General features: G+C 69.3%; 22 protein-coding genes and 1 riboswitch. Of the genes, 12 read left to right on the plus strand and 10 right to left on the minus strand.

Annotated elements, in window-relative coordinates; genetic code table 11:
* Positions 1–46: 46 nt before the first annotated feature.
* Positions 47–871, minus strand: coding sequence for an SAM hydrolase/SAM-dependent halogenase family protein (locus ACTWQA_RS49510; protein ID WP_443165791.1), 825 nt, complete (start codon positions 869–871; stop codon positions 47–49).
* Positions 872–988: 117 nt separating this feature from the next.
* Here ACTWQA_RS49510 and ACTWQA_RS49515 point away from each other — a divergent pair, with 117 nt between their 5' ends.
* The 3 genes from ACTWQA_RS49515 to ACTWQA_RS49525 are packed head-to-tail and all read left to right on the plus strand — an operon-like array spanning position 989 to position 2,709.
* Positions 989–1,288: a DUF3263 domain-containing protein gene (locus ACTWQA_RS49515; RefSeq protein WP_305919685.1), complete on the plus strand. Its 300-nt coding sequence runs from the start codon at positions 989–991 to the stop codon at positions 1,286–1,288.
* A gap of 39 nt (positions 1,289–1,327) precedes the next feature.
* Positions 1,328–2,098, plus strand: a complete 771-nt coding sequence (otsB, locus tag ACTWQA_RS49520; protein ID WP_443165792.1) for a trehalose-phosphatase — start codon at positions 1,328–1,330, stop codon at positions 2,096–2,098.
* 35 nt (positions 2,099–2,133) lie between these two features.
* Complete coding sequence (locus ACTWQA_RS49525; RefSeq protein ID WP_443165793.1) at positions 2,134–2,709, plus strand: hypothetical protein; 576 nt, start codon at positions 2,134–2,136, stop codon at positions 2,707–2,709.
* Here the strand turns inward: ACTWQA_RS49525 and ACTWQA_RS49530 are convergent.
* Entirely contained in the window at positions 2,706–4,130 is a 1,425-nt protein-coding gene (locus tag ACTWQA_RS49530) for an alpha,alpha-trehalose-phosphate synthase (UDP-forming) (protein ID WP_443165807.1), read from the minus strand. The genes ACTWQA_RS49525 and ACTWQA_RS49530 overlap by 4 nt on opposite strands.
* A 31-nt stretch (positions 4,131–4,161) precedes the next feature.
* Here ACTWQA_RS49530 and ACTWQA_RS49535 point away from each other — a divergent pair, with 31 nt between their 5' ends.
* The 5 genes from ACTWQA_RS49535 (at position 4,162) to groL (ending at position 8,886) form a co-directional block, all read left to right on the plus strand.
* Positions 4,162–4,716, plus strand: coding sequence for an RNA polymerase sigma factor (locus ACTWQA_RS49535; protein ID WP_327587676.1), 555 nt, complete (start codon positions 4,162–4,164; stop codon positions 4,714–4,716).
* A gap of 79 nt (positions 4,717–4,795) precedes the next feature.
* Positions 4,796–4,937: riboswitch (SAM riboswitch) on the plus strand.
* 13 nt (positions 4,938–4,950) lie between these two features.
* A complete protein-coding gene (gene thrC, locus ACTWQA_RS49540) occupies positions 4,951–6,186 on the plus strand; it encodes a threonine synthase (protein WP_443165794.1) in 1,236 nt (411 codons plus the stop codon).
* Between the two features lie 23 nt (positions 6,187–6,209).
* Positions 6,210–6,485 (plus strand): MoaD/ThiS family protein, encoded by a 276-nt coding sequence (locus tag ACTWQA_RS49545; RefSeq protein ID WP_043633550.1) that lies wholly within the window; start codon positions 6,210–6,212, stop codon positions 6,483–6,485.
* Between the two features lie 243 nt (positions 6,486–6,728).
* Positions 6,729–6,929, plus strand: a complete 201-nt coding sequence (locus tag ACTWQA_RS49550) for a cold-shock protein (protein ID WP_127936975.1) — start codon at positions 6,729–6,731, stop codon at positions 6,927–6,929.
* Between the two features lie 331 nt (positions 6,930–7,260).
* Positions 7,261–8,886, plus strand: a complete 1,626-nt coding sequence (gene groL, locus ACTWQA_RS49555) for a chaperonin GroEL (RefSeq protein ID WP_327587677.1) — start codon at positions 7,261–7,263, stop codon at positions 8,884–8,886.
* Positions 8,887–8,975: 89 nt separating this feature from the next.
* Here groL and ACTWQA_RS49560 read toward each other — a convergent pair whose 3' ends face one another.
* Both ACTWQA_RS49560 and ACTWQA_RS49565 read right to left on the minus strand, forming a co-directional pair.
* Positions 8,976–9,506 (minus strand): YbhB/YbcL family Raf kinase inhibitor-like protein, encoded by a 531-nt coding sequence (locus ACTWQA_RS49560; RefSeq protein WP_443165795.1) that lies wholly within the window; start codon positions 9,504–9,506, stop codon positions 8,976–8,978.
* A gap of 63 nt (positions 9,507–9,569) precedes the next feature.
* Complete coding sequence (locus ACTWQA_RS49565) at positions 9,570–11,645, minus strand: HelD family protein (RefSeq protein WP_443165796.1); 2,076 nt, start codon at positions 11,643–11,645, stop codon at positions 9,570–9,572.
* Positions 11,646–11,811: 166 nt separating this feature from the next.
* Here ACTWQA_RS49565 and ACTWQA_RS49570 point away from each other — a divergent pair, with 166 nt between their 5' ends.
* Positions 11,812–12,147, plus strand: a complete 336-nt coding sequence (locus ACTWQA_RS49570) for a hypothetical protein (protein ID WP_443165797.1) — start codon at positions 11,812–11,814, stop codon at positions 12,145–12,147.
* Between the two features lie 234 nt (positions 12,148–12,381).
* Here ACTWQA_RS49570 and ACTWQA_RS49575 read toward each other — a convergent pair whose 3' ends face one another.
* From ACTWQA_RS49575 to ACTWQA_RS49585, 3 genes are all read right to left on the minus strand, one after another.
* Positions 12,382–14,034, minus strand: coding sequence for a DNA repair helicase XPB (locus ACTWQA_RS49575; protein WP_443165798.1), 1,653 nt, complete (start codon positions 14,032–14,034; stop codon positions 12,382–12,384).
* 62 nt (positions 14,035–14,096) lie between these two features.
* Positions 14,097–14,453, minus strand: coding sequence for a DUF4190 domain-containing protein (locus ACTWQA_RS49580; RefSeq protein ID WP_443165799.1), 357 nt, complete (start codon positions 14,451–14,453; stop codon positions 14,097–14,099).
* A gap of 78 nt (positions 14,454–14,531) precedes the next feature.
* Positions 14,532–16,010, minus strand: coding sequence for a class I adenylate-forming enzyme family protein (locus ACTWQA_RS49585; RefSeq protein WP_443165800.1), 1,479 nt, complete (start codon positions 16,008–16,010; stop codon positions 14,532–14,534).
* Positions 16,011–16,325: 315 nt separating this feature from the next.
* Between ACTWQA_RS49585 and ACTWQA_RS49590 the strand changes: the two genes are divergently transcribed.
* Positions 16,326–17,000: a hypothetical protein gene (locus ACTWQA_RS49590; protein WP_443165801.1), complete on the plus strand. Its 675-nt coding sequence runs from the start codon at positions 16,326–16,328 to the stop codon at positions 16,998–17,000.
* Here the strand turns inward: ACTWQA_RS49590 and ACTWQA_RS49595 are convergent.
* Positions 16,997–19,327 carry a helicase-associated domain-containing protein gene (locus ACTWQA_RS49595; RefSeq protein WP_443165802.1) on the minus strand — a complete coding sequence of 777 codons (2,331 nt, stop codon included), beginning with the start codon at positions 19,325–19,327 and terminating at the stop codon, positions 16,997–16,999. The genes ACTWQA_RS49590 and ACTWQA_RS49595 overlap by 4 nt on opposite strands.
* A 45-nt stretch (positions 19,328–19,372) precedes the next feature.
* Here ACTWQA_RS49595 and ACTWQA_RS49600 point away from each other — a divergent pair, with 45 nt between their 5' ends.
* Complete coding sequence (locus ACTWQA_RS49600) at positions 19,373–20,230, plus strand: hypothetical protein (protein ID WP_443165803.1); 858 nt, start codon at positions 19,373–19,375, stop codon at positions 20,228–20,230.
* Here the strand turns inward: ACTWQA_RS49600 and ACTWQA_RS49605 are convergent.
* Both ACTWQA_RS49605 and ACTWQA_RS49610 read right to left on the minus strand, forming a co-directional pair.
* A complete protein-coding gene (locus ACTWQA_RS49605; protein WP_305919670.1) occupies positions 20,223–20,840 on the minus strand; it encodes a TetR/AcrR family transcriptional regulator in 618 nt (205 codons plus the stop codon). The two genes, ACTWQA_RS49600 and ACTWQA_RS49605, sit on opposite strands and share 8 nt — an antisense overlap.
* 34 nt (positions 20,841–20,874) lie before the next feature.
* A complete protein-coding gene (locus ACTWQA_RS49610) occupies positions 20,875–21,270 on the minus strand; it encodes a hypothetical protein (RefSeq protein ID WP_443165804.1) in 396 nt (131 codons plus the stop codon).
* Positions 21,271–21,370: 100 nt separating this feature from the next.
* On the opposite strand from ACTWQA_RS49610, the gene ACTWQA_RS49615 reads away from it, so the two are divergent.
* Positions 21,371–21,979, plus strand: a complete 609-nt coding sequence (locus ACTWQA_RS49615) for an HAD family hydrolase (protein WP_443165805.1) — start codon at positions 21,371–21,373, stop codon at positions 21,977–21,979.
* The last annotated feature ends 109 nt before the right edge of the window (positions 21,980–22,088 follow it).

Raw genomic sequence — 22,088 nt, forward strand, 5'->3', positions numbered from 1 at the left:
GTAAACAGACCGATACGCGGAGTAATTCCGATCTGTCGCTTTCCTCCTATTGGGTAGGCGAAAGTCGGACATGCGCCCCCGGTGGGAGCCCGAGCCGCTGCGCCGCGTCACCCGAATTGACGGCGATCGCGATCAAACCGGCCGAGTCCGCGAACGCCACCAACTCGCCCGGCGGCACCGCCGCGTACGTCTCCCGGAACGGCAGCGACAACTGCCGCCGCCCCAGCCACACCCCGAGCGTGTCGCCCACCCGGACCCCGAGCGCCTGCAGGTCCCCGGCCGCGATCGACAGCTGGGTGTTGCCATAGCGGTCGACCGAGACCACCTCGCCCTCCACCGACCCCTCGCGCAGGTAGGACGTCGGCTCGGGTAGCGTCACCAGCCGGTCGACCGGGACCTCGGGCCCCAGATCCGCGAGCCGCAGCCCGCCGGAGCCCGACGGAGTCCGGCAGAGCCGCCCCGCGACCGGTGCGAACACGTCCCGCCCGTGGAAGGTCGGCGAGACCGGCCGCAGGAAGTGCTCGTCGTTGCTGAGCTCGTACGCGACCCGCGCGCCGCCGCTGGCGCGCACGGCCCACGACAGCAGCCCGTTGTCCGGGCCGATGAACACCCGGTCGCCCGCCTCGACCGCCACCGCGCGCCTGGCGCCGCCCGTGCCGGGATCGACCGCGCCGATGTGGATGCCGGCCGGCAGGTAGGGGATGGCCTGGGCGAGAACCGCCGCGCCGCGCCGCACGTCCCCGGAGGGGATCAGGTGACACACGTCGATCACCCGCGCCTGCGGGGCGATCCCGGCAATCACGCCATGACAGGCCGCCACATACCCGTCTTCGAGCCCATAGTCGGTGAGGAGGGTGATTACTGAGGTCACATTTCGTGACTGTACGTCTCCCAATCCGCCGTGAACAGCACCACTCCGCACATTACGATTGGCTCGGGCCGCGTGCGTGTGACGAGATCGTCGCACGCCCCTTTCGAGGAGGACACCATGGGAGCACCGCTCAGCGGTGACAATGCTGCCCAGGAAACGTCCCGCCAACCCCTGACAGAACGCGATCTCGAGCTCCTCGCCTTCGAACGCCAATGGTGGCGCCACGCGGGCGCGAAGGAGCAGGCCATCAAGGAGACCTTCGGGTTCTCCGCCACCCGCTACTATCAGCTGCTCGGCGAGTTGATCGACAGGCCGGAGGCGCTCGAGCAGGACCCCATGCTGGTCAAGCGGCTGCGCAGACTGCGCTCCACCCGCCAGCGCGACCGTGCGGCAAGAAGGCTTGGCATGCGCCCCTGACCGGCTGGGTACGGCAGCCGCGTGAGGAACATCCCTGGAATGGAAGCGATCTTGAAGGATCCGGCAGGCGCCGTGATCGGGCTCGACTTCGACGGAACACTGTCGCCCATCGTGCCCGATCCCGCCACCGCCGTGATCCACCCGAAGGCGCCCGCGGTCCTCGCCGAGCTGGGCGCGCACGTCCTGGCCGTCGCCATCGTGACGGGCCGCCCCCCGGCCACCGCACTGGAGCTGGGGCCGGGGCTGGCCGACGTGCCCGGGCTCGTCATACTCGGGCACTACGGCTTCGAGCGCTGGGAGAACGGCCGGATCTCCGCGCCGCCGCCCCCGCCGGGCGTGCCGCGGGCCGAGGCGGAGCTGCAGCTGCTGCTCGACGATCTCGGGCTGGACGGCGTGCGGATCGAGGACAAAGGCCGGGCCGTCGCGGTGCACACCAGACGCAGCCCCGACCCCGAAGGCGCGCTGGCCGCGCTGCGCGAGCCGCTGGCGCGGGTGGCCGACAAGCATGGGCTGGTGGTCGAGCCCGGCCGCATGGTGCTGGAGCTGCGGCCGCCGGGCATGGACAAGGGCCACGCGCTCAGCCTGTTCCTGGCCGAGCGGGCCGCCAGGTCCGTTCTCTTCGCCGGCGACGATCTGGGGGATCTGGCCGCATTCGAGGCCGTACGCGCCTCCGGGCTGCCCGGCGTGACCGTGTGCAGCGGCTCGGCGGAGGTGGCCGAGCTGGCCGAGCGCGCCGACATCGTGGTGGACGGCCCGGAAGGGGTGGTCGCGCTGCTGGAGGAGCTCACGTCGGCGTTCAGTCGTTCATGAGTGAACTGCAAGTCGCGATCTCTAGTGTCGGGCGCATGTCCAAGCGCTCCCTCGCCGTCGCGGCCGTCGCCGCGGCCACCGTCCTGACCGCCGCGCTGCCCGCGAACGCCGCCGCGCCCGCCCAGCCGCTGAAGTTCCGCAACGGCCTGACCCTCTACATTCCGATCCAGTGGGAGGTGCACCGCTTCGGCGCCGACGTGGTCCAGGTCGTCACGGGCAAGTGCGGCAAACCACAGGGCTGGGGCACGCCCCAATGTGACGCCTTCTATCTCCTCGGCCCCAAGAACATCAAGATCGGGGCGGAGGGCTGGGGCCCCTACACCGGCAAGAACCCCTTCTACACGGCGAGCGACGTGCAGCCCTGCCCGGTCAACAAGAAGTGGGGCGAGATCATCGGCCCGAAGGTGACGCGGGGCCTGCGCCAGGTCGGCGAGGGGCACAAGGCCGTCTACAACGCCTGGCAGGCTCGTTGCGTGTCCTACTCAGGCGCCGGTACGAAGGCCCGCTTCACGCAGCGCGAGTGGTATCTGCCGAAGAGCAAGATCCTGGTCGTGGACCAGTGGAACACGCCGGGGCTGTCCGACGCGCTCAAGTACGCGGACTGGAACTAAGCCAGGGCGTCGAGCTGGGCGGCCAGCCACTTCTGGGGCGGCAGGGCGGTGGCCGCCGCGCACAACTTGTCGCGGCGTCGCCTGCGCTCGTCCTCGGGCATGATGAGCGCCTCGTGCAGGGCGGCGGCCGTGCCGCTGATGTCGTAGGGGTTCACCATGATCGCGTACGGGCCCAGCTCAGCCGCCGCCCCCGCCTCGCGCGAGAGCACCAGCGCGCAGTTGTCCGAGAGGACCGGGCCCTCCTTGGCGACCAGGTTCATCCCGTCGCGGATGGGATTGACCAGCAACACGTCGGCCATCCGGTAGGCGGCCAGCGAACGCGGGTAGTCGTCGTTGACGTTGAGGATCAGCGGGTCCCAGTCCTCGGTGGCGAACTCGTTCTCGATCTCCTGAGCGCTGCGTTGCACCGAGGCGGTGTATTCGCGGTATTCGGGCAGGTCGTGCCGGCTCGGATAGGCGAAGGCCAGGTGCACCACACGCCCGTGCCATTCGGGATGCGCGGCCAGGAACTCGCCATAGGCGACCAGGCCGCGCACGATGTTCTTCGACAACTCGGTGCGGTCGATGCGGACGATCAGCTTGCGGTCGCCGACCTGATCCCTGATCGCGGTCATGTAGGACTCGACATCGGGCTCGCAGGCCCGGTCCCACAACGCCGCGCCGTCCACGCCGAGACTGTGCACGCCGACCCTGGTCGTCCTGCCTTCGTGCGTGACGCTGTGGGCCACCCGGTCGACCTCGGCGCCGAGCAGCGCTTCACAGCAGTCCATGAACGCCCCCGCCCACCTTCCTGTAAGGAACCCGGCGTGATCGGCGCCCAGGATGCCCTCCAGGACCTCGCCGACCACCTCGTCGGGCAGCAGGGAGAAGTATTCGGGCGGGGCCCACGGGGTGTGGCTGAAGTGGGCGATGCGCAGGTCGGGCCGCTCGGCCCGGAGCATCGCAGGGGTCAGCGTCAGGTGGTAGTCCTGCACCATCACCCGCGCGCCGTGCCCGGCCTCCTCGGCAAGGGCCAGCGCGAACGCGCCGTTGTAGTCGCGGTAGGACTCCCACTCGCGCCCGAACCTGGTGCCGAAGTTGGGTGCGTTGGGGATGTCGTAGAGCAGGTGGTTGACGAACCACAACGTGGAGTTGGCCACGGCGTTGTAGGCGCGGTGGAAGGTGGCCGGCGGGATGTCCAGCATCCGCAGCGGCCCGGTGTCGTAGCCGGCCTGGTCGATCCGGCCGCCGGGAGACAGCCGGACGGCGCTGCGGTCATCGTCGGACAGCGCCGCGCAAACCCACAGGACGCCGTCTTCCTTGGCCACTCCGGACAGCCCGGACACCAGCCCGCCCCCGCCACGTTTCATGGTCAACTCGCCGTCGTCGGAGACGGTGAAGGAGACAGGCCCTCTGTTGGAGGCGACCAGGACGCTGTTCATCATGGCTCCCTTCGATCATAGGATCCCAGCTATGGCGCTTGATGAGCTAACCGAGGAACTCGCCCGATCCGCCGCAGCCGGAGATCATCGCGCGCTTGGTGAGCTATTGGCCAGGATCGAGCCCGATGTGATGCGCCACTGCGCCCGGATCCTGCCCTACCACCAGGACGCGGAGGAAGCCTCCCAGGACACCCTGCTGGCCGTGGCCCGCAACATCGGCCGCTTCGAGGGGCGGGCCAGGTTCAGCACCTGGCTGCACATCGTGACCGCCAACTGCGCGCGGACCACCTACCGATCGCTCAAGCGCCGGGCGGCGGAGCAGACGTCGGAGGAACTGCCCGTGCAGAAGCCCGACGTGCGGCGGGTGAGCGTGATCGCCGGCTCCCGGCTGGACCTGCTCGACGCGATGGAGGCGCTGGAGGCCGACAAGCCCGACCTGGCGCAGGCGCTGGTGTTGCGCGACATCGTCCAGCTCGACTACAACGAGGTGGCCGAGCAGCTCGGCATCCCGCTGGGCACCGCCAAATCCCGCATTCACCAGGCCAGGAAATACGTGCAGGGTGTGCTCGGTGAGGACTATCGCTGAGACTGCCCGTCTCGAATGCTGAGACGGATGGTAATTCCGCCTACTTAAGCGGGTAGAGTCCCTTTCAACAACTGCATATTGCTCATCCAGAGGGGTGGAGGGACCGGCCCTGCGAAGCCCCGGCAACCCTCCCGGCTTGTGACTCGCGACAGGGCGAGGCCGACCGGGACAAGGTGCCAATTCCGGTTCGCGGTCAAGGTGGCCGCGGGCGAAGATGAGGGAAGGCCTCGCTTCATGTCGCTCGACTTTGGTCCTGCTGTCGCTCTGTCCTGCCGCGAGTGCGGCACGCGCTACCCTCTCGGCCCCAGCTTCGCGTGTCTGGAGTGTTTCGGGCCGCTCGAAGCGGCCTACGAATTCGGCGCCGTGACCCGCGCGGACATCGAGTCCGGTCCCGCCAACATCTGGCGCTACCGCTCCCTGCTGCCCGTGCCGGCCGACGTCGCCACCAAGCCCAACATGAACCCCGGCTGGACCAAGCTGGTCAAGGCGGGCAACCTCGGGCAGGCGCTCGGCCTGAAGTCCCTGTACGTGAAGGACGACTCCGGCAACCCCACCCACTCCTTCAAGGACCGGGTGGTGGCCATCGCCGTCGAGGCGGCACGTAACTTCGGTTTCCACACGCTTTCCTGCTCCTCCACGGGCAACCTCGCGGGCGCGGTCACGGCCGCCGCGGCGCGGGCCGGGCTCGACGCCTGCGTGTTCATCCCCGCCAACCTCGAAGCCGCCAAGATCGCCATGGCCCGGGTGTTCGGCGGGAGGCTGATCGGGATCGAGGGGACCTACGACGAGGTCAACAGGTTCTGCTCGGAGCTGATCGGCGACCCTCTGGGCGACAAGTGGGGGTTCGTCAACGTCAACCTGCGGCCCTACTACGCCGAGGGCTCCAAGACGCTCGCGTACGAGATCGCCGAACAGCTCGGGTGGCGGTTGCCCGAGCAGATCATCATCCCTATCGCCTCCGGGTCGCAGCTCACGAAGATTGACAAGGGCTTCAAGGAGCTGGTGGCGCTGGGGCTGGTCGAGGACACGCCCTACAAGATCTTCGGGGCGCAGGCGGCCGGGTGCTCGCCGGTCTCCACCGCGTACAAGGCCGGGCACGACGTCGTCCAGCCGGTCAAGCCGGACACCATCGCCAAGTCGCTGGCCATCGGCAACCCCGCCGACGGGCCGTACGTGCTCGACATCGCCCGCCGCACCGGAGGGGCCGTCGAGGACGTCACGGACCCCGAGATCGTGGCCGCCATCAAGCTTCTGGCCTCGACGGAGGGCATTTTCGCCGAGACCGCGGGCGGGGTTACCGTGGGCGTGCTGAAGAAGCTCGCCGAGAGCGGGCGGCTCGATCCCGAGGCCGAGACCGTGGTGCTCAACACTGGTGACGGGCTCAAGACGCTCGACGCCATCACCGGCGACGACGCCCAGCCCACCGCCGTGATCCGGCCCTCTCTCGACGCGTTCCGCGCGGCTGTCTGACAACCAGGAAAGGCAAGATAACCATGAGCGTTTCTGTGCGGATCCCCACGATCCTGCGCACGTACACCGGGGGGAACGCGGAAGTGAGTGGCGAGGGCGCGACGCTTCGTGACGTGCTCGCCAAGCTCGACTCCGACTACCCGGGGATCGGCGCGAGAATTCTTGATGAATCGGGCAAGATTCGGCGTTTCGTCAACGTTTACGTGGGAGAAGAGGACGTCCGTTTCGCCGAGGGGCTCGACACTCCCGCCCCTGAGGGCACTCAGATCTCCATCATCCCGGCGGTCGCCGGCGGCTGAGTGCGATCGATCACATCATTGGAAGGCGCCCCCTAGTGGGCGCCTTCTCCTTTTCCCGACTAATTCAACGTTGAACAAGGTACTCTGCGAAGAAATGCGTCGTTTGCGGATTGACTCTGTTGCCAAACCCCGTGCCACAGGTATGGTCGAGGCGATCGTCTGGCTGTTTTTCAGTTAAGTCAGGCGATTACGGTCTCGCGGTGGAATGGGCGAGATCTGTAAGCCCAGTAAGAGGAGTCGGAAGTGGCGCAGGGCACCGTCAAGTGGTTCAACGCGGACAAGGGCTACGGCTTCATCGCGGTAGACGGTGGTAAGGATGTATTCGTCCATTACTCAGCGATCCTGATGGACGGGTACCGAGCACTCGAACAGGGCCAGCGCGTCGAGTTCGAGATCACGCAGGGCCAGAAGGGGCCGCAGGCGGAGTCTGTCCGGGCGGTCTGATTTTCGTCACTGGTATGCACCCGGTGGCGGCATCGCACGGCAACGCAGTCCGGGCGAGGCGGCCTCCATTCTTTCGTCGACCTACGGCGAGCCGCACGGTGAGCGGCTCGCCGTACAGACGGACTGACCAGGGCGGGAACCGCAGGAAGGTAGACGTTCGCTTGCACTCGGCAGGGTAGAGTGCTAAACAGTTCGTTGGCACTCTGTGCAGCAGAGTGCCAGCAACTCGGATCGAGACGATGGGGTCTGCCGAAGGAGATGCAGGCTCATGCCGTCGCGGGCGTCGGCTCGGTCCAGGACAAGCCACCCTGTATCTGGGAGGTCTAGCCTTATGGCAGCCAAGATGATCGCGTTTGACGAGGACGCCCGGCGCGGTCTCGAGCGCGGTATGAACCAGCTCGCCGACGCCGTCAAGGTGACCCTGGGCCCCAAGGGCCGCAACGTCGTGCTGGAGAAGAAGTGGGGCGCTCCCACGATCACCAACGATGGTGTCTCCATCGCCAAGGAGATCGAGCTCGAGGACCCGTGGGAGAAGATCGGCGCCGAGCTGGTCAAGGAAGTCGCCAAGAAGACTGACGACGTCGCCGGCGACGGCACCACCACGGCCACTGTGCTCGCCCAGGCGCTGGTGCGCGAGGGCCTGCGCAACGTGGCCGCCGGCGCCAACCCGATGGCCTTGAAGAAGGGCATCGAGGCCGCCGTCGAGCGCGTCAGCGAGGAGCTCTCCAAGCTGGCCAAGGATGTGGAGACCAAGGAGCAGATCGCCTCCACCGCCTCCATCTCCGCCGCCGACAACGAGATCGGCGCGCTCATCGCCGAGGCGATGGACAAGGTCGGCAAGGAAGGCGTCATCACCGTCGAGGAGAGCAACACCTTCGGCCTGGAGCTCGAGCTCACCGAGGGCATGCGCTTCGACAAGGGCATGACGTCGATGTACTTCGTGACCGACTCCGACCGCATGGAGGCCGTGCTCGAGGACCCGTACATCCTGATCGTCAACAGCAAGGTCTCCGCCAACAAGGACCTGCTGCCGCTGCTCGACAAGGTCGTGCAGTCCGGCAAGCCGCTGCTGATCATCGCTGAGGACGTCGAGGGCGAGGCCCTGGCCACCCTGGTCGTCAACAAGATCCGCGGTCTGTTCCGCTCCGTGGCCGTCAAGGCCCCGGGCTTCGGCGACCGCCGCAAGGCCATGCTCGCCGACATCGCCATCCTGACCGGTGGCCAGGTCATCGCCGAGGAGGTCGGTCTCAAGCTGGAGAACGCGACCCTCGACCTGCTCGGCCGGGCTCGCAAGATCGTCGTGACCAAGGACGAGACCACGATCGTCGACGGCGCCGGTGACGCCGAGCAGATCTCCGGCCGGGTCAACGAGATCCGCGCCGAGATCGAGCGCACCGACTCCGACTACGACCGCGAGAAGCTCCAGGAGCGCCTCGCCAAGCTGGCCGGCGGCGTGGCCGTCATCAAGGCCGGCGCGGCCACCGAGGTCGAGCTCAAGGAGCGCAAGCACCGCATCGAGGACGCCGTGCGCAACGCCAAGGCGGCCGTCGAGGAGGGCATCGTCCCCGGCGGTGGCGTGGCGCTGCTGCAGGCCGGCGCCAAGGCGTTCGACAAGCTCGAGCTCAACGGCGACGAGGCCACGGGCGCCGCGATCGTGAAGAAGGCGCTCGAGGAGCCCCTGAAGCAGATCGCGGTCAACGCCGGCCTCGAGGGTGGCGTCGTGGTCGAGCGCGTTCGCAACCTCACCCCGGGTGAGGGCCTGAACGCCGCTACGGGCGAGTACGTCAACATGTTCGAGGCGGGCATCCTCGACCCGGCCAAGGTGACGCGCTCGGCGCTGCAGAACGCCGCATCCATCGCGGCGCTCTTCCTCACCACCGAGGCCGTCATCGCGGAGAAGCCCGAGAAGACCCCCGCTGCTCCGGCCATGCCGGGCGGCGGCGACATGGACTTCTAGGTCCTTTCTTCGCGCAGCAACGAAGAGCGGCCCGGGTTTTCCGGGCCGCTCTTTTCGCTTTCTGGCAGCGCCGTCGCGCCGGTGCTCCGTCAGATCCCGTAGTGGGAAATGATGTGGCCGCGGGCCAGGGTGTTGGCGGTGATGTTGAAGCCGACCACCGCGGGGCTCGCGTCGCTGTCCACGCCCAGTTTTTCCACGCCCAGCGCATGGACGGTGAAGACGTAGCGGTGCGGGGCGCCGGGCGGCGGGGCCGACCCGCCATACTCCTTGGCACCGTAGTCGTTGCGGGCGTGCACGGCGCCCGCGGGCAGTCCCTTGAAGTCCGGGGCGGTGCCCGCGCCCGTGGGCAGCTCGGTCGCCGAGGCCGGCAGGTCGAACAGCACCCAGTGCCAGAACCCGCTGCCCGTGGGGGCGTCGGGGTCGTAGCAGGTGACGGCGTAGCCGCGGGTCTCGGCGGGCGCGCCTGACCAGCGGAGCTGGGGCGAGAGGTTCTGGCCCTGCATGCCCCAGTCATTGAAGACGTGCAGGTCGCTCAGCCGCTCGCCGTCCTGAATGTCGTCGCTCTCGACCACGAGCGCGGGAACCGACGGCAGGTATTCGTGTGGCAGCGGTGCTGGCACGGCATCCTCCTTGGTAGAGAGCTTCCTGCCCGCCATCCTAGAAGTGGCCGTGCCCGCCGCCTGTCAGGCCGCCAGCTGCGCCGGCAGCGCCTTGTCGTGCAGGACCGTGAGCGAGGTGACCGCGCGGGTCAGGACCACGTAGAGCCGGGCCAGCCCGCGCGGCTCCGCCGCGACGATGTCCGCGGGCTCGACGACGATCACATGGTCGTACTCCAGACCCTTGGCCAGGGTCGCGGGGACCACCAGCAGACGATGCTCCTCGGTGGAGTCCGGGTCGAGCACGGCGTGCGGGAGCTCGGCCAAGGCGCTGGAGACCTCGCCGACCAGCGTGTCGGGGGCGATGACGCCGATCGAACCCTCCTCGGCGAGGGCCTCCGCAGCGACCGCGGCGACCGAGCCGCCCCGCCGTACGGAGAGCGAACCCAGGCCGGGGCGCAGGGACTGCGGGGCGGCCAGGTCGGGGGCGATCGAGGGGAGCAGGCGGGCCGCGTACTCGAGGACCTCCCTCGGCACACGGAAGCCGAGCGTCAGCTCCGTCACCTCGCCCTCGCGCTGGCCCAGATGCTCGAGCACGGACTTCCAGGAGCTCGTCGACCAGGGCGTCGTGCCCTGGGCCAGATCGCCGAGGACGGTGGCCGAGCCGTTGCGGCAGCGGCGGCCGAGCGCCCGCAGCTGCATTTCGGAGAGGTCCTGAGCCTCGTCGACCACCAGGTGGCCGATCGAGGGCGTGCGTTCCATCAGATCGCGCAGCTCGTCCAGGAGCGCGGCGTCCGCGGCCGACCATTTGGCGGACTTCCAGCTCCGGTACGGTTTCCGCCAGATAAGCATTTCTTGCTCGTCAGGCGACAAATCGGATTTAGAGGCAGCCTTTGCCAGAAATTCCGGATCCGAGAGCAGGCGATAAAGGACCTGCTCCGGCGTCAATTTCGGCCAGACCGCGTCCACGAGTTGTTTGACCGGCTTCGATCTGGCCACGGCGTCCTGCACCCGGTCGTCGGGCGATTCGCCGCGCTGCTCCATACGGACCAGGACCAGGTGGGCCAGCCGCTGCGCCAATGCCGCTCGGCCGGGGAGATAGCGGGTGGTGCCGCGCAGGGACGCCACGATCTCGCGTACCTCGTAGTCGGCCACCCGGTGGCGGTAGGCGCCCTTGGTGAAGACCAAGCCCTCCTCCGGCTTCACGATGTGCAGCCAGAGCGCGCGTTCGAGCACCGCCGCCATCCTGGCGTCGCCCTTGACCGCCGCCACCATCGGGTCCTCCGGGGCCGTGTGGTCGCCCAGCAGGCCGGCCACCGTGGTCTGGTCGACCTTGACCTCGCCGAGCGCGGGCAGCACGGAGGAGATGTAGGACAGGAAAGCCCGGTTGGGGCCGACGATCATCACGCCCGACCTGGCGAGCCGCTCGCGGTGGGTGAACAGCAGGTATGCCGCCCGGTGCAGGCCCACCGCGGTCTTTCCGGTGCCCGGGGCGCCCTGCACGCACACCGTCTGGGCCAGCGCGGCGCGGACGATCTCGTCCTGGTCGGGCTGGATCGTGGCGACGATGTCGCGCATGGGGCCGGTGCGCGGGCGCTCGATCTCCTGGGTGAGGATCTTCGACGGGCCGATCTCCACGCCGTCGCCCAGCGGCTCGTCCTCGTACGCGGTGAGCGCGCCGCCGTGGTAGCCGAAGCGGCGCCGGCGTACGACGCCCATGGGGTCGGCGGGACTGGCCTGGTAGAACGCGCGGGACACCGGCGCGCGCCAGTCGATGACCAGAGGCTTGCTGTGGCCGTCGTGCACGTGGCGGCGCCCGACGTAGATCGTGCCCGGAAGGTCAGCGTGCTCATGGTCGCGACCGCTTCGCTCCTCGTTGGCTCCTTCGTCGCTCTCTCGTCGCGAGCTCCTTCGCTCGGGGGCCTCGCGGTCGAGCCGGCCAAAGAACAACGGCGTGTCCGGATGGTCGGCCAGGGCGGCCACCCGCTGGTCGAGGAGGGACTGCAGGATCTGCTGCGACACCCAGTCGCCGGCCGCGTCCGCGGACAGGGACTGGGCGTGGGCCCGCATGGCGGCGAGCGCGGCCCTGGACTCGGCCAGGTGGGCCTGCTCGGCGGCCAGGACGTCGGCGGGTATGTCTGGGGCCAGCTGGTGTGCGGGCATGCGAAAGTGCCTCCCGGTTCGGTGGCGGAGGTGGTTAAGGCAGCGAATCGGCCAGTTTAATAGCGCACGCCGCAGGCTTCCAACGCATTTACCGGCCTGTGGCACTGGGGGCCGTCCGGGCTGTGCGGGTCGGTTGCCGTGAGGGTGGGATGGGTAGAGATGGGAGGTGGCGCGGGTTCAGCTCCGGTTCTCCCCGATCATCCCCACGATCGCGAGCTTCCTCCTCGCAGCGCTGTGGGGCCTGTCGGTGTTCGCGGGCTGGGGCCTGGAGGCGTTCTGCGCGGGCGGCGAGGACTCGTCCACCTGCTCTCAGCGCCTGGGCACAGTCTCCACGGTGTCCAGTCTGTTCGCCGCGCTCGCCGCCTGCTGCACGGCCGCCGCGTGGCTGCTCCCGGGGGCGAGGCAGGACCCGCGTGCGTTCGGGCGGATCATGGGCGCCGCCGTGATCGCGTGGATCGTCGCGGAGGGTGTGCTGTTCCTCGGCGGAATGTTGGTCCGGTAGACACGCCCTCGTTAACGTAACGAACGCGACAGAACCCTCTGGTGTGGAGCAATCTGCGAATACCGAAAAAATCGGGCATATCAGGTGGATTTGCTGGATCATGAGGGTATGTCGCAGGCGGCGTGATAGGACGCTGGTGAGGGGGGTGGTTCGCTTGTCGACGGCCCGCGGAGTCTCGTGGACGTGACACCACGCTGAATGCTCGGCCGCTCCGGCGAGCGGCCGGGTCATTCGTCACACGCCGCCGAGCACGTCGTCGGCGTCGATGATCGAGTAGGCGTAGCCCTGCTCGGCCAGGAAGCGCTGCCGATGCGCCGCGAACTCCTGGTCCACCGTGTCCCTGCTGACCACGGTGTAGAACCGGGCACCCCCGCCGTCGGCCTTGGGCCGCAGCACCCGCCCGAGCCGCTGCGCCTCCTCCTGTCGGGAGCCGAACGTCCCCGAGACCTGGATCGCGATGGCCGCCTCCGGCAGGTCGATGGAGAAGTTGGCCACCTTCGACACCACCAGCACCTGGATCTCCTTGTCACGGAAGGCCTGGTAGAGGCGCTCGCGCTCCTTGATCCTGGTCTCGCCCTTGATGACCGGCGCGTTGAGGTGCTCGCCGAGCTCGTCGAGCTGGTCGATGTATTGTCCGATGACCAGCACCTGCTCACCCAGGTGCCGCCGCACCAGCGCCTCGGTCACGTGGGTCTTGGACGGCGTGGTGGCGCAGAAGCGGTAGCGCTCCTCCGGCTCGGCCATCGCGTACGCCAGCCGCTCCTCGTCCGTCAGCGTGACGCGGACCTCGACGCAGTCGGCGGGCGCGATCCAGCCCTGGTTTTCCATCTCCTTCCAGGGCGCGTCGTAGCGCTTGGGACCGATGAGCGAGAAGACGTCGCCCTCGCGCCCGTCCTCGCGCACCAGCGTCGCGGTCAGCCCGACCCGCCTGCGGGCCTGCAGATCGGCGGTCATGCGGAAGATCGGCGCGGGCAGCAGGTGCACCTCGTCGTAGACGATCAGGCCCCAGTCGCGCGCGTCGAACAGCTCCAGGTGGCTGTAGACGCCCTTCCGCCTGGTGGTCATCACCTGGTAGGTGGCGATGGTGACCGGGCGGATCTCCTTCTTCGAGCCGGAGTATTCGCCGATCTCGTCCTCGGTCAGCGAGGTGCGCTTGAGCAGCTCGGTCTTCCACTGGTGGGCCGAGACGGTGTTGGTGACCAGGATCAGCGTGGTGGCCTGGGCGTGGGCCATCGCGGCCGCGCCGACGATGGTCTTGCCCGCGCCGCACGGCAGCACGACCACGCCGGAGCCGCCGTGCCAGAAGGCGTCGGCCGCCTCCTGCTGGTAGGGCCGCAGCCCCCAGCCGTCCTGCGCCAGCTTGATCGGGTGCGCCTCGCCGTCGACGTAGCCGGCCAGGTCTTCCGCGGGCCAGCCCAGCTTGAGCAGCGCCTGCTTGACGTTGCCGCGGTCGCTCGGGTGCACGATGACGGAGTCGGCGCCGAGCCGATCGCCCAGCATCGGCTGGATCTTCTTGGACCGCAGCACCTCCTCCAGCACGGCGCGGTCGGTGGAGGTCAGGACCAGGCCGTTGACCGGGTCCTTCTCCAGCCGCAGCCGGCCGTAGCGGGCCATGGTCTCGGCGACGTCGACGAGCAGCGCGTGCGGCACCGGGTAGCGGCTGAAGCTGATCAGCGCGTCGATGACCTGCTCGGCGTCATGGCCGGCGGCGCGGGCGTTCCACAGGGCCAGCGGGGTGACGCGGTAGGTGTGCACATGCTCGGGAGCACGCTCGAGCTCGGCGAACGGTGCGATCGCCTTGCGGCATTCGTCGGCCTTGTCGTGGTCGACCTCGAGCAGCAGCGTCTTGTCCGACTGGACGATGAGCGGGCCGTCGTTCACGGACATCCTTCCTACGGGTGACCCTTATCCAACACACACGACGGCAGGAACAGTCCCCGATCGGGCAATCAGTCGTTGAGGTATCCGCTGAGGCCCAGGAAGAGGAAGAGGGCGACCCCCAGCGCGAAGCCGAGCCCCAGCAGGACCCAGCTCCAAATCACCATGGTACGTGCGCGCTCGGGCTCACGGGACGCCCGGCTGATCGCCATCCCGGCGAGGATCGCGCCGGGGATCCCGAAGATGTTGCAGCAGGAGACGACGGCGAGAAGGTTGAGGACGAGCGAGACGATGGCGTTGGCGCTCGGTCCCTGGCTGCGCGGGGGCGGAGGATAGCCGTATCCGTAGCCGTAGCCCGGGGGCGGCTGCTCGCCGTAGGGGGCGCCATAGGGCTGAGATGGATACCCCGACGGATCTTGCTGACTCATCTTCACCTCCAGACACGTCAACACTTATCACGGAATGGAGATGTGTCTGACCTTGCTTCGCGATCCTGCGATAGATCTTCAGGGCAGGCGGGCCCGCAGCGCCTTGCGGTCGAGCTTGAGCACGCTGGTGACGGGGATCGCCTCGACGAACCGGATCTCACGCGGGTATTTCACCCGGCCGACCCGGTCGCGGGCCCACTCGATCAGCTCCTCGGCCGTGGCCGTACCGCCCGGCCTGAGCTGAACGAACGCCACGACCTCCTCCCCGATGCGCGGCTCGGGCCGGCCGACCACCCCCGACATCACCACGTCGGGGTGCTGGTTGAGCGCGTCCTCGACGTCGCGCGGGAACACGTTGAAGCCGCCACGGATGATCAGGTCCTTCTTCCTGTCCACGATGTAGAGGTAGCCGTCATCGTCCACGCAGCCGATGTCACCGGTCCGCAGCTCCTCGCCGACCAGCGCGGTGCCGTCGGGGTCGGGCTCGTGCTCGCCCCAGTAGCCGAGCATCAGCGACTCGCCCGACACGCAGATCTCGCCGACGTCCCCGACCTCCATGGGCTCGCCGTCGCCGTCGCGAATGGTGATCGTGTAGCCGGGCAGCGGCAGGCCGACGCTGCCGATCCGGCGCCGGCCGGGCGGGTTGAACGTGGTGACGGCACTGGTCTCGGTCAGGCCGTACCCCTCGAGGATCTGCACGCCGGGCATCCTGCGCTCGAACTCCTCCAGCAGCTCCTTGCCGAGCGGCGCGGCCCCGCAGGTGAGGTAGGACAGGTCGGGCAGCGGGTGTGACTCCAGCGGCTCGGCCAGCAGCATCTGGAGCATGGCGGGCACGACGGTGCCGTACTGGACGCGCTGCTCGGCGGCCAGCTGGAGGAACGCCTTCGGCTCGAACCAGCGCATGAGCACGGCCTGCTGCGGCTCCGTGGCGTGCATCGAGGCCACCGTGATGATCATCCCGTACGCGTGGGACAGCGGCACCGGCACGATCGCGCGGTTCTTGCCCTCCTGGTGGGACATGTCCCAGGCGTCCTTGCCGACCTGCCAGAGGCCGCGGTGGCTCAGCATGACGCCTTTCGCCTTGCCTGTGGTGCCGCCCGTGTACATGAGCGCGGCCAGGTCGCCGGGGTCCCTGCGGACCGTCTCGTGCTCGGACGCCCGTTCCAGCTCGGCCGTGTCCACGTAGACGGGGAGGTCGACGCCGGCCGCCCGCACGGTCTCCTCCAGCTCAGGGGAGGTGACGATCGCCGCCGCGCCGCTGTCGAGGAGGATGTGCCGCAGCTCCTCGGCTCCGACCAGGAACACCACCGGAGTCACGACCGCGCCCGCCGCCCACAGCGCCTGGTAGATCAGCGGCACCTCGGGCGAGTTGGCCATCATCACGACCACCCGGTCGCCGGGCCTGATGCCCGCCGCCGCGAATCCGCCGCACATCCGGCGCGCCCGCTCGGCGAGCGTGTGATGGCGGTGCCAGACGCCCTCGTAGAACGTCGCGTCGTGATCGTCGAAGCGGTCCCATGACTCCTCGGCCAGCTGGCCCAGCGTTTGCTCGGTCACATGCACAACCTGATGCGACGAGGGACGCGCCGTCAACCCTCGGCCGGCTTGACTAGTCATTGTGGGCGGTGCGCGACTACACGGTAAATAGATATAAATCTGCTTCTGCAGCCGTTTGTGTTTTCTTGTGGTCCTAGATCATGTAAAGGTGGAAGATCTAGGGGAGTGCGAGCGACCCTGGATGCGAGAAACGCACGAAGTGCCTGGTCAGGCGGCATGGTTACGCAGTGCAACTCTCTCGTATAAAAAGAAGAAACTCGTTGGGTCAAGATTTTTTCTGTAGGAAATTTTCTCCTTAGCACCGAGGTGACTTTCGTGACCGATACGCCTGAAGCGGGCGAGATCGACCTCGACTACATAACGCACATCTCCGACCGGTTAGGGGTGAAGGTCAGACCGGTCACCAGAGAGCTGACCCGGAGGGAGGCCGACGCCCTCCTGCGGTCCTACTTGGAGCCGCCCTGTTTCGCCGACGCGGTTCGCCGGCTGGCCGCGCATCACTTGCTCGTCCTGGTGGGCGAGGAGGAGATAGGCAAACGCCTAGGGGGCATCGCCCTGCTGTCACGCATGTCATTGGCCGAGGGGACGATCACGGTCCTGTCGCCGGCCGGGACCGCCGCCGAGCTCCTCTCCAGGACCGAGTACGCGCCCGGCAGGGCGTACCTGCTGCACGACTGGATCGCCGTCAGCACCGACAGGACCGAGCTGGTCAACCTGGCGCGCAAGCTGGCCGAGCTCGGCTCATACCTGGTCATCACCAGGAACGGCGCCCCCTCCCAGGCCGTCGAGGTGGAGCAGGCGTGGGGCGCGCCCGATCCCGGCGAGCTGTTCGACCTGTGCCTGAGCACGTACGACCTGCGTGCCGGGCTGGCGCCCGACGTGCTCGCCCAGGCCAGGGACCTGGCGCCGACCCTGACCACGCCCGCGCAGGTCGTGCGGCTGGCCGCCGGGCTGGCGCCGGCTGAGGAGCCGGCGGCCAGAAGGCGCTAGAGCCCTGCCACGCCCGTGATGCGGTGCAGGGCGAAGCGGTGGACGGCGGCCCTGGTCTCGTCGTACGCGGTCAGGTAGCCGCCCTCCATCCTGGCCGGCTCCAGGATGCGCGAGGTCGCGTTGCCCTGCGAGTCGAGGTAGCCGATCCACACGCGTACGCCCTGCTTGATGGCCTCCTGCAGGGCCGAGATGGTGGCGGTCGCGGGCCCGCGCGGCACCCGGCCGTTCGGGGCGTCCACGGGCTCGCGCCGCGCCAGGTGCGCCGCGTCGCCTGCCCGCAAGGCGCGGACGGCCGCCGCGACCACCTCGAGGTCGATGCCGTTGGCCGCGGCCATGGTGCGGACCGGCGGCGCAGCCTCGGTACGGCGGCTGTCGAGCTGCGAGATGATCACGTCGCCGTCGAGCGACTCGGCCACGGGCGCGTACCCCATCGCGCGCAGCGAGTCCACCAGCGCCGCCCGGGACGAGCGTGAGGCGATCACGGTCGGCGCGAGCCTGCGCAACCGCAACGCCGCCGAGCGCCGGTCGGCGGTGATCTGGTCGAGCAGCGCGGGGTCGTCGCAGCGGATGTACGCGCTCGCGGTGCCCACGCGGATGCGCCCGTGCCGTCGCGCCACGTCGGTCACCAGGTAGGACAGCGCCTGCGGCACCGGCGTGGCCGAGTGCCGGGCCAGCATGGCCACCAGCTCCTCGCCCCCGTGCCCGGCGTCCAGCGCCCGCCGGATGGACCCCTCGCTGAACCGGTAGACCGTGGCCCCGCCCTTCGACTCGACGTCGGCGGTGAGCGTCATCCAGCGGTTGAGCTCGCTCGTGAGCGGCCCCGGCGCGACCGCGGTCAGGTCCGCCTGGAGCAGCACGTGATCGACGGGCTCGGGCAGCAGCGGCGCGAGCAACCCCGGGGCGTCCCCGCCCTCGATCAGCGCCCGCCCGTGCCCGGACAGCGCGCCGAGGCCGGTCACACCGACCTGCTCGGCCTCCCGCAACGCGAACTCGATCAGCTGCTCGCGCAGCGGGCCGCGGCGGCGTGGTTGCTCCCAGGCCAGCCGTTCCAGCACGGAGTCGCGCGCGGGTGCCAGACCCGGCGCCGCCGCCAGCACGCCCAGCGTGGCGGCCCGCACGCCGGGCGCGGACGAGCGGCGCAGGTCGGTGTGCAGGGCGTTGAGCGGCCTGTCCCGCTCGTCCCGCTCACCCACCAATCCGGGCATCCTGTCCATCTGCAGCCATGTGGTCGCCAGCGTCACCCACCGGTCCGCGGTGACCCTGACCCGCCACAGGTCATAGCCGGGGGTCGGCAGCCACTCGCCGTCCACCCCGCCGCCGGCCGCGACCAGCCCGGCCGCGTGCGCCACCTCCACGACCAGGGCAGCCACCCACTCGGGCAGGTCCAGCTCACTTGCCGTGCGCTTCAGGTCCCGCACGCCGAGCCCGCCGGTACGCAACACGCCCGGCGGCTCGATGCTCCACCGCTCGCAGAGCTCCTCGACCGACCTGACGAACGAGAACGCCTGCCCGGCCGCCGTCCGGTCGGCCAGCTGCCGGTCGCGTACGGCCCCCTCGAGCGGCGGCGGCACGGCCAGCAGGCCGCGGTGCACCCGCCCGCCACGCAGGTAGAGCCCGACCTCGCGAGGCAGCGTCACGCTCTCCTCGCCGGTCGCGGCCAGCAGGCCACGGGCCAGCAGCTCCTCGATGGGGGAGCGGGCCGTGTCACGGCGCACCTCGCGCCTGGCGTTGGGCACGCGGCCCGCAGGCGGGCCCCAGGTGAGCTGGTCGAGCGCCGCTCTGGCCCCGGGTGACACCTCCTCGACCAGCGCGGCAGGGACGGCCAGGGCGGCCGCCAGACGCTCCTTGCCCGAGCCCGCGGTGCCGGGGGCGACGTCGTCGGCCATCTCGTCGAGCTGCTCGGGCGGATGGTGCCGGAACGCGTCGACCGCCTTGGGGCCCAGCCCGGCCGGGTCCTCCAGGACCTTGCGCACGCCGGGTCCGAGGTCGAGCGCGTCGTCGGTGCCGTAGACCAGGGCGAGGTCGCACAGCCTGTCGAGCGCGGTGGACAGGCCGGGCTCAGCGTCACCGTCCTCCAGAGCCGCGCCGACGAGCTCGCGCAGGCGTTCCTTCGGCACCGGGCCGTCCTGCACGGCCAGCGTCTCGACGACCGCGAGCGCGAAGCGGTCGAGCCGGTCGAGCGCCCTGCCGACCGCCGACGGGCTCGCCGCCCGCGACGCCAAACCTTCCAGATGAGCGGGCACCGGAGTGATCAACTCAGGGCGCGCGGAGACGAGCGCCCGCAGCTGTTCGTCGGTACGCCCCCTGATCCACTCCGTGAACTCCATCGTTGCCATGGTATGTCCCCCCTGATTGGGGCAGCATGGCTTGACGTGATAGAGCGCGCGGACCAGCTCGTGCTGAACTACGTGTCCAAGGCCGCGGACGCGGCCCACGGCGTGCTCCGGGCCGACCAGCGGCTGGACTTCGCCCGGCGGCTACGGGCCAGGATCGAGGCCGAGCGGGCCGGTAGCCAGAACGCCCGCGAGGTGGCGAAGGTGCTGGCCAGGTTCGGCGATCCGGTGGCGCTGGTCGAGCGCGAGGCCCGCAGGCTGGCCGAGGCCGCCGCCGCCGAGCAGGCCGGGGCTGCCGGAGCGAGCAGTGCTTCCGATACCGGTCAGCGCGGCGCCGAGGGGCCGACGGCCACACGGCGCTTCCCCACGATCGTCGACGACCGGGACACGCCGCCCGGCGTGCGGACGTACCGGAGGGTCGCCGAGGAGCGGCTCGCCGGATCGCCCGGGAGGGGCCTGCCGTTCGCGGGGCTGCGACGGGCGGCCATGGCGAGCGCGAACCCGATGGCCACCGGCGGCAGGGACGCCAGGACGATCGTCAAAGAACACCCGCGCGAGACGGCCTCGATGGTGCTCCTGGTAGTGGCGGCGTTGCTGGTGCCGTTCGACCTGCCGCTGCTGGCGATCTTCCCGATTCCGCTGGTGGTGTGGGCGGGCGGCGCGGTGGTGGTGCTGTTCAGCGGGAGCTGGGCGCCGCGTGACCGGTTCCTCGGGGTGGGCGCGCCGCTGCTCGGCTACTCGGTCGGCGGGGTGCTCATCGGCGGCCTGCGCGTGGGGAGCGAGCCGGGGCTGAACGCGTTCCTGACGCAGTTCTGGGCGGTGAGCGGCACCATGTTCATGATCGGTACGGGCATCGGCGTGGTGTGGCTGGCCTACCGGCTGCTCGACGTCAGCTGACCGGTGCCGGGCTCGGGAGCAGACCGACCGCCAGGCGTACCCAGGCCGCCACGAACTGGTCCTTTTCCGCATGGCCGGGGAGCTCGCCCACGGTCTCCTGGAACAGCCGGTAATGCACGACGGCGCCGCCGAGCACCGCCGAGATGCCCGTCCAGTCGAGTTTGGCGTCGCGGTATTCGGGCTGCGCGCGGAACCAGGTGACGATCGCGTCGAACATGGGCTGCAGCAGCCCCTCGCGGACGACGGCCACCAGCTCGGGGAACTGGCTCAGGTCGCGGAAGAACACCCGGGTCAGCTCCGACTCCTCGCGTACTTTGGCCAGCCCGGCCCGGCAGAGCAGCGACAGGCGCTCTTCCAGATCCACGGAGGCTTCCATGCCGCTCAGCTCGGCGAGGCTCTCGGCCACCTGCGTCCTGGTGCGGGCGGCGTGCTCGTTGATCGCCGCGGCGAGCACCTCGTACTTGGACTTGAAGTGGCGGTAGAGGCCGCCGGCGCCAGGAGACAGCCCTGAGGCGGCCTCGATCTCGGCCACGGAAGTGGCGGAGTAGCCCCGCTCGGCGAACAGCCGCAGGGACTCATCGATGATCCGCTCACGGGTAGATCTGGTCATGTCTATCCTGATACCTCCGCATCGAGAGTAGTCGTTACGGAGCTGCGCGCCGGATCAGGCTCGCCAGGGCGGAGCCGATGATCAACCAGACGATCGCGGCGAGTCCGTAATTGACGAGCGTCGTCCAGCGTGGCTCGGCGAGCTGGAACAGGTTGGCCAGGCCCAGGGACAGCGATGCGGCGAGCGACTCGACGAACTGGTACCAGACGTTGGCGGGGTTGGCCCGGAAGACCGTGAACAGCGCGTACAGCACGAGGGAGAGCGCCGCCACCCTAGAGGCCAGCCGCACCAGGGTGGCCAGGGACGACACGACACGCTGCCATGGGGTCACCGGGGACCCGAGGTGTCTCGCGGGCCTGTGCGGGCGGGCGGGAGCGGAGGAGGCGACGAGGCGATCTCCGGTCTGCGGCGGTTTGGGGGTGTCGGTCACGACCGCTCCTCTCCGATAAGTAATTCCTTTCTTCCCATTCCAACAGTCCCACAACAAGGGGCGTTATGCGGAGGAGAAGAGGGTTTGGCATCCTGCACCTGTGACGACTTCGGTGGGATTCGACCTGGACATGACATTGGCGGATACGCGGACGGGCATCGCGGCGGTTTTCGACGAGCTGTCCGTGCGGTTGGGGGTGCCGATCGACAGCGCGGCCGTCGTCTCGCGGCTGGGGCCGCCGCTGGAGGTCGAGCTGGCCAACTGGCTGCCGGCTGAGGAGGTCGCCGCGGCGGCGGACCTGTATCGGGAGATCTATCCAGAAATGGGGGTTCCGGTGCACACCGCCATGGCGGGGGCGTACGACGCGATCGCCGCCGTACGCGCGGCCGGTGGCCGGGTCATCGTGGTGACCGGTAAGAACCCGCGGGACGCCGTCGGCACGGTCGAGACGCTCGGCCTGGTCGTGGACGAGGTGGTCGGCTCGCTTTTCGGCGCGGACAAGGGATCGGCGCTCGCGCGGTTCGGCGCGGCGGCTTATGTTGGTGACCATGTCGCGGACATCGAGGCGGCGCGCGCCGGCGGCGCCGTGAGCGTGGCCGTCGCGACCGGTCCCTACACCGTGGGAGAGCTGCGTGAGCACGGAGCCGATGTGGCCCTGTCTGACCTGACCGAATTCGCCACGTGGTACACCGAGCCCATTCCACCGTGACGCTGCAGGTCACGGGTCCGTTGCAGATCATCATCCTTGATCCGCAACGCAGATAGCCCCTGGTAGAAGGGTTGTCGACCAAGATCAACCTTCACCACCAGGGGCCTGA

Origin of the sequence: Nonomuraea sp. 10N515B (assembly GCF_052245915.1) — a bacterium.
GTDB lineage: Bacteria > Actinomycetota > Actinomycetes > Streptosporangiales > Streptosporangiaceae > Nonomuraea.

Bases quoted from the DNA above. Each gene is read 5' to 3' on its own strand.
- ACTWQA_RS49535 (WP_327587676.1), top strand. From the start codon at position 4,162: ATGGCGCTTGATGAGCTAACCGAGGAACTCGCCCGATCCGCCGCAGCC.
- ACTWQA_RS49530 (WP_443165807.1), bottom strand. From the start codon at position 4,130: ATGAACAGCGTCCTGGTCGCCTCCAACAGAGGGCCTGTCTCCTTCACC.
- groL (WP_327587677.1), top strand. From the start codon at position 7,261: ATGGCAGCCAAGATGATCGCGTTTGACGAGGACGCCCGGCGCGGTCTC.
- thrC (WP_443165794.1), top strand. From the start codon at position 4,951: ATGTCGCTCGACTTTGGTCCTGCTGTCGCTCTGTCCTGCCGCGAGTGC.
- ACTWQA_RS49545 (WP_043633550.1), top strand. From the start codon at position 6,210: ATGAGCGTTTCTGTGCGGATCCCCACGATCCTGCGCACGTACACCGGG.
- ACTWQA_RS49515 (WP_305919685.1), top strand. From the start codon at position 989: ATGGGAGCACCGCTCAGCGGTGACAATGCTGCCCAGGAAACGTCCCGC.
- ACTWQA_RS49580 (WP_443165799.1), bottom strand. From the start codon at position 14,453: ATGAGTCAGCAAGATCCGTCGGGGTATCCATCTCAGCCCTATGGCGCC.
- ACTWQA_RS49605 (WP_305919670.1), bottom strand. From the start codon at position 20,840: ATGACCAGATCTACCCGTGAGCGGATCATCGATGAGTCCCTGCGGCTG.
- ACTWQA_RS49565 (WP_443165796.1), bottom strand. From the start codon at position 11,645: ATGCCCGCACACCAGCTGGCCCCAGACATACCCGCCGACGTCCTGGCC.
- otsB (WP_443165792.1), top strand. From the start codon at position 1,328: ATGGAAGCGATCTTGAAGGATCCGGCAGGCGCCGTGATCGGGCTCGAC.
- ACTWQA_RS49595 (WP_443165802.1), bottom strand. From the start codon at position 19,327: ATGGAGTTCACGGAGTGGATCAGGGGGCGTACCGACGAACAGCTGCGG.
- ACTWQA_RS49575 (WP_443165798.1), bottom strand. From the start codon at position 14,034: ATGTCCGTGAACGACGGCCCGCTCATCGTCCAGTCGGACAAGACGCTG.
- ACTWQA_RS49525 (WP_443165793.1), top strand. From the start codon at position 2,134: ATGTCCAAGCGCTCCCTCGCCGTCGCGGCCGTCGCCGCGGCCACCGTC.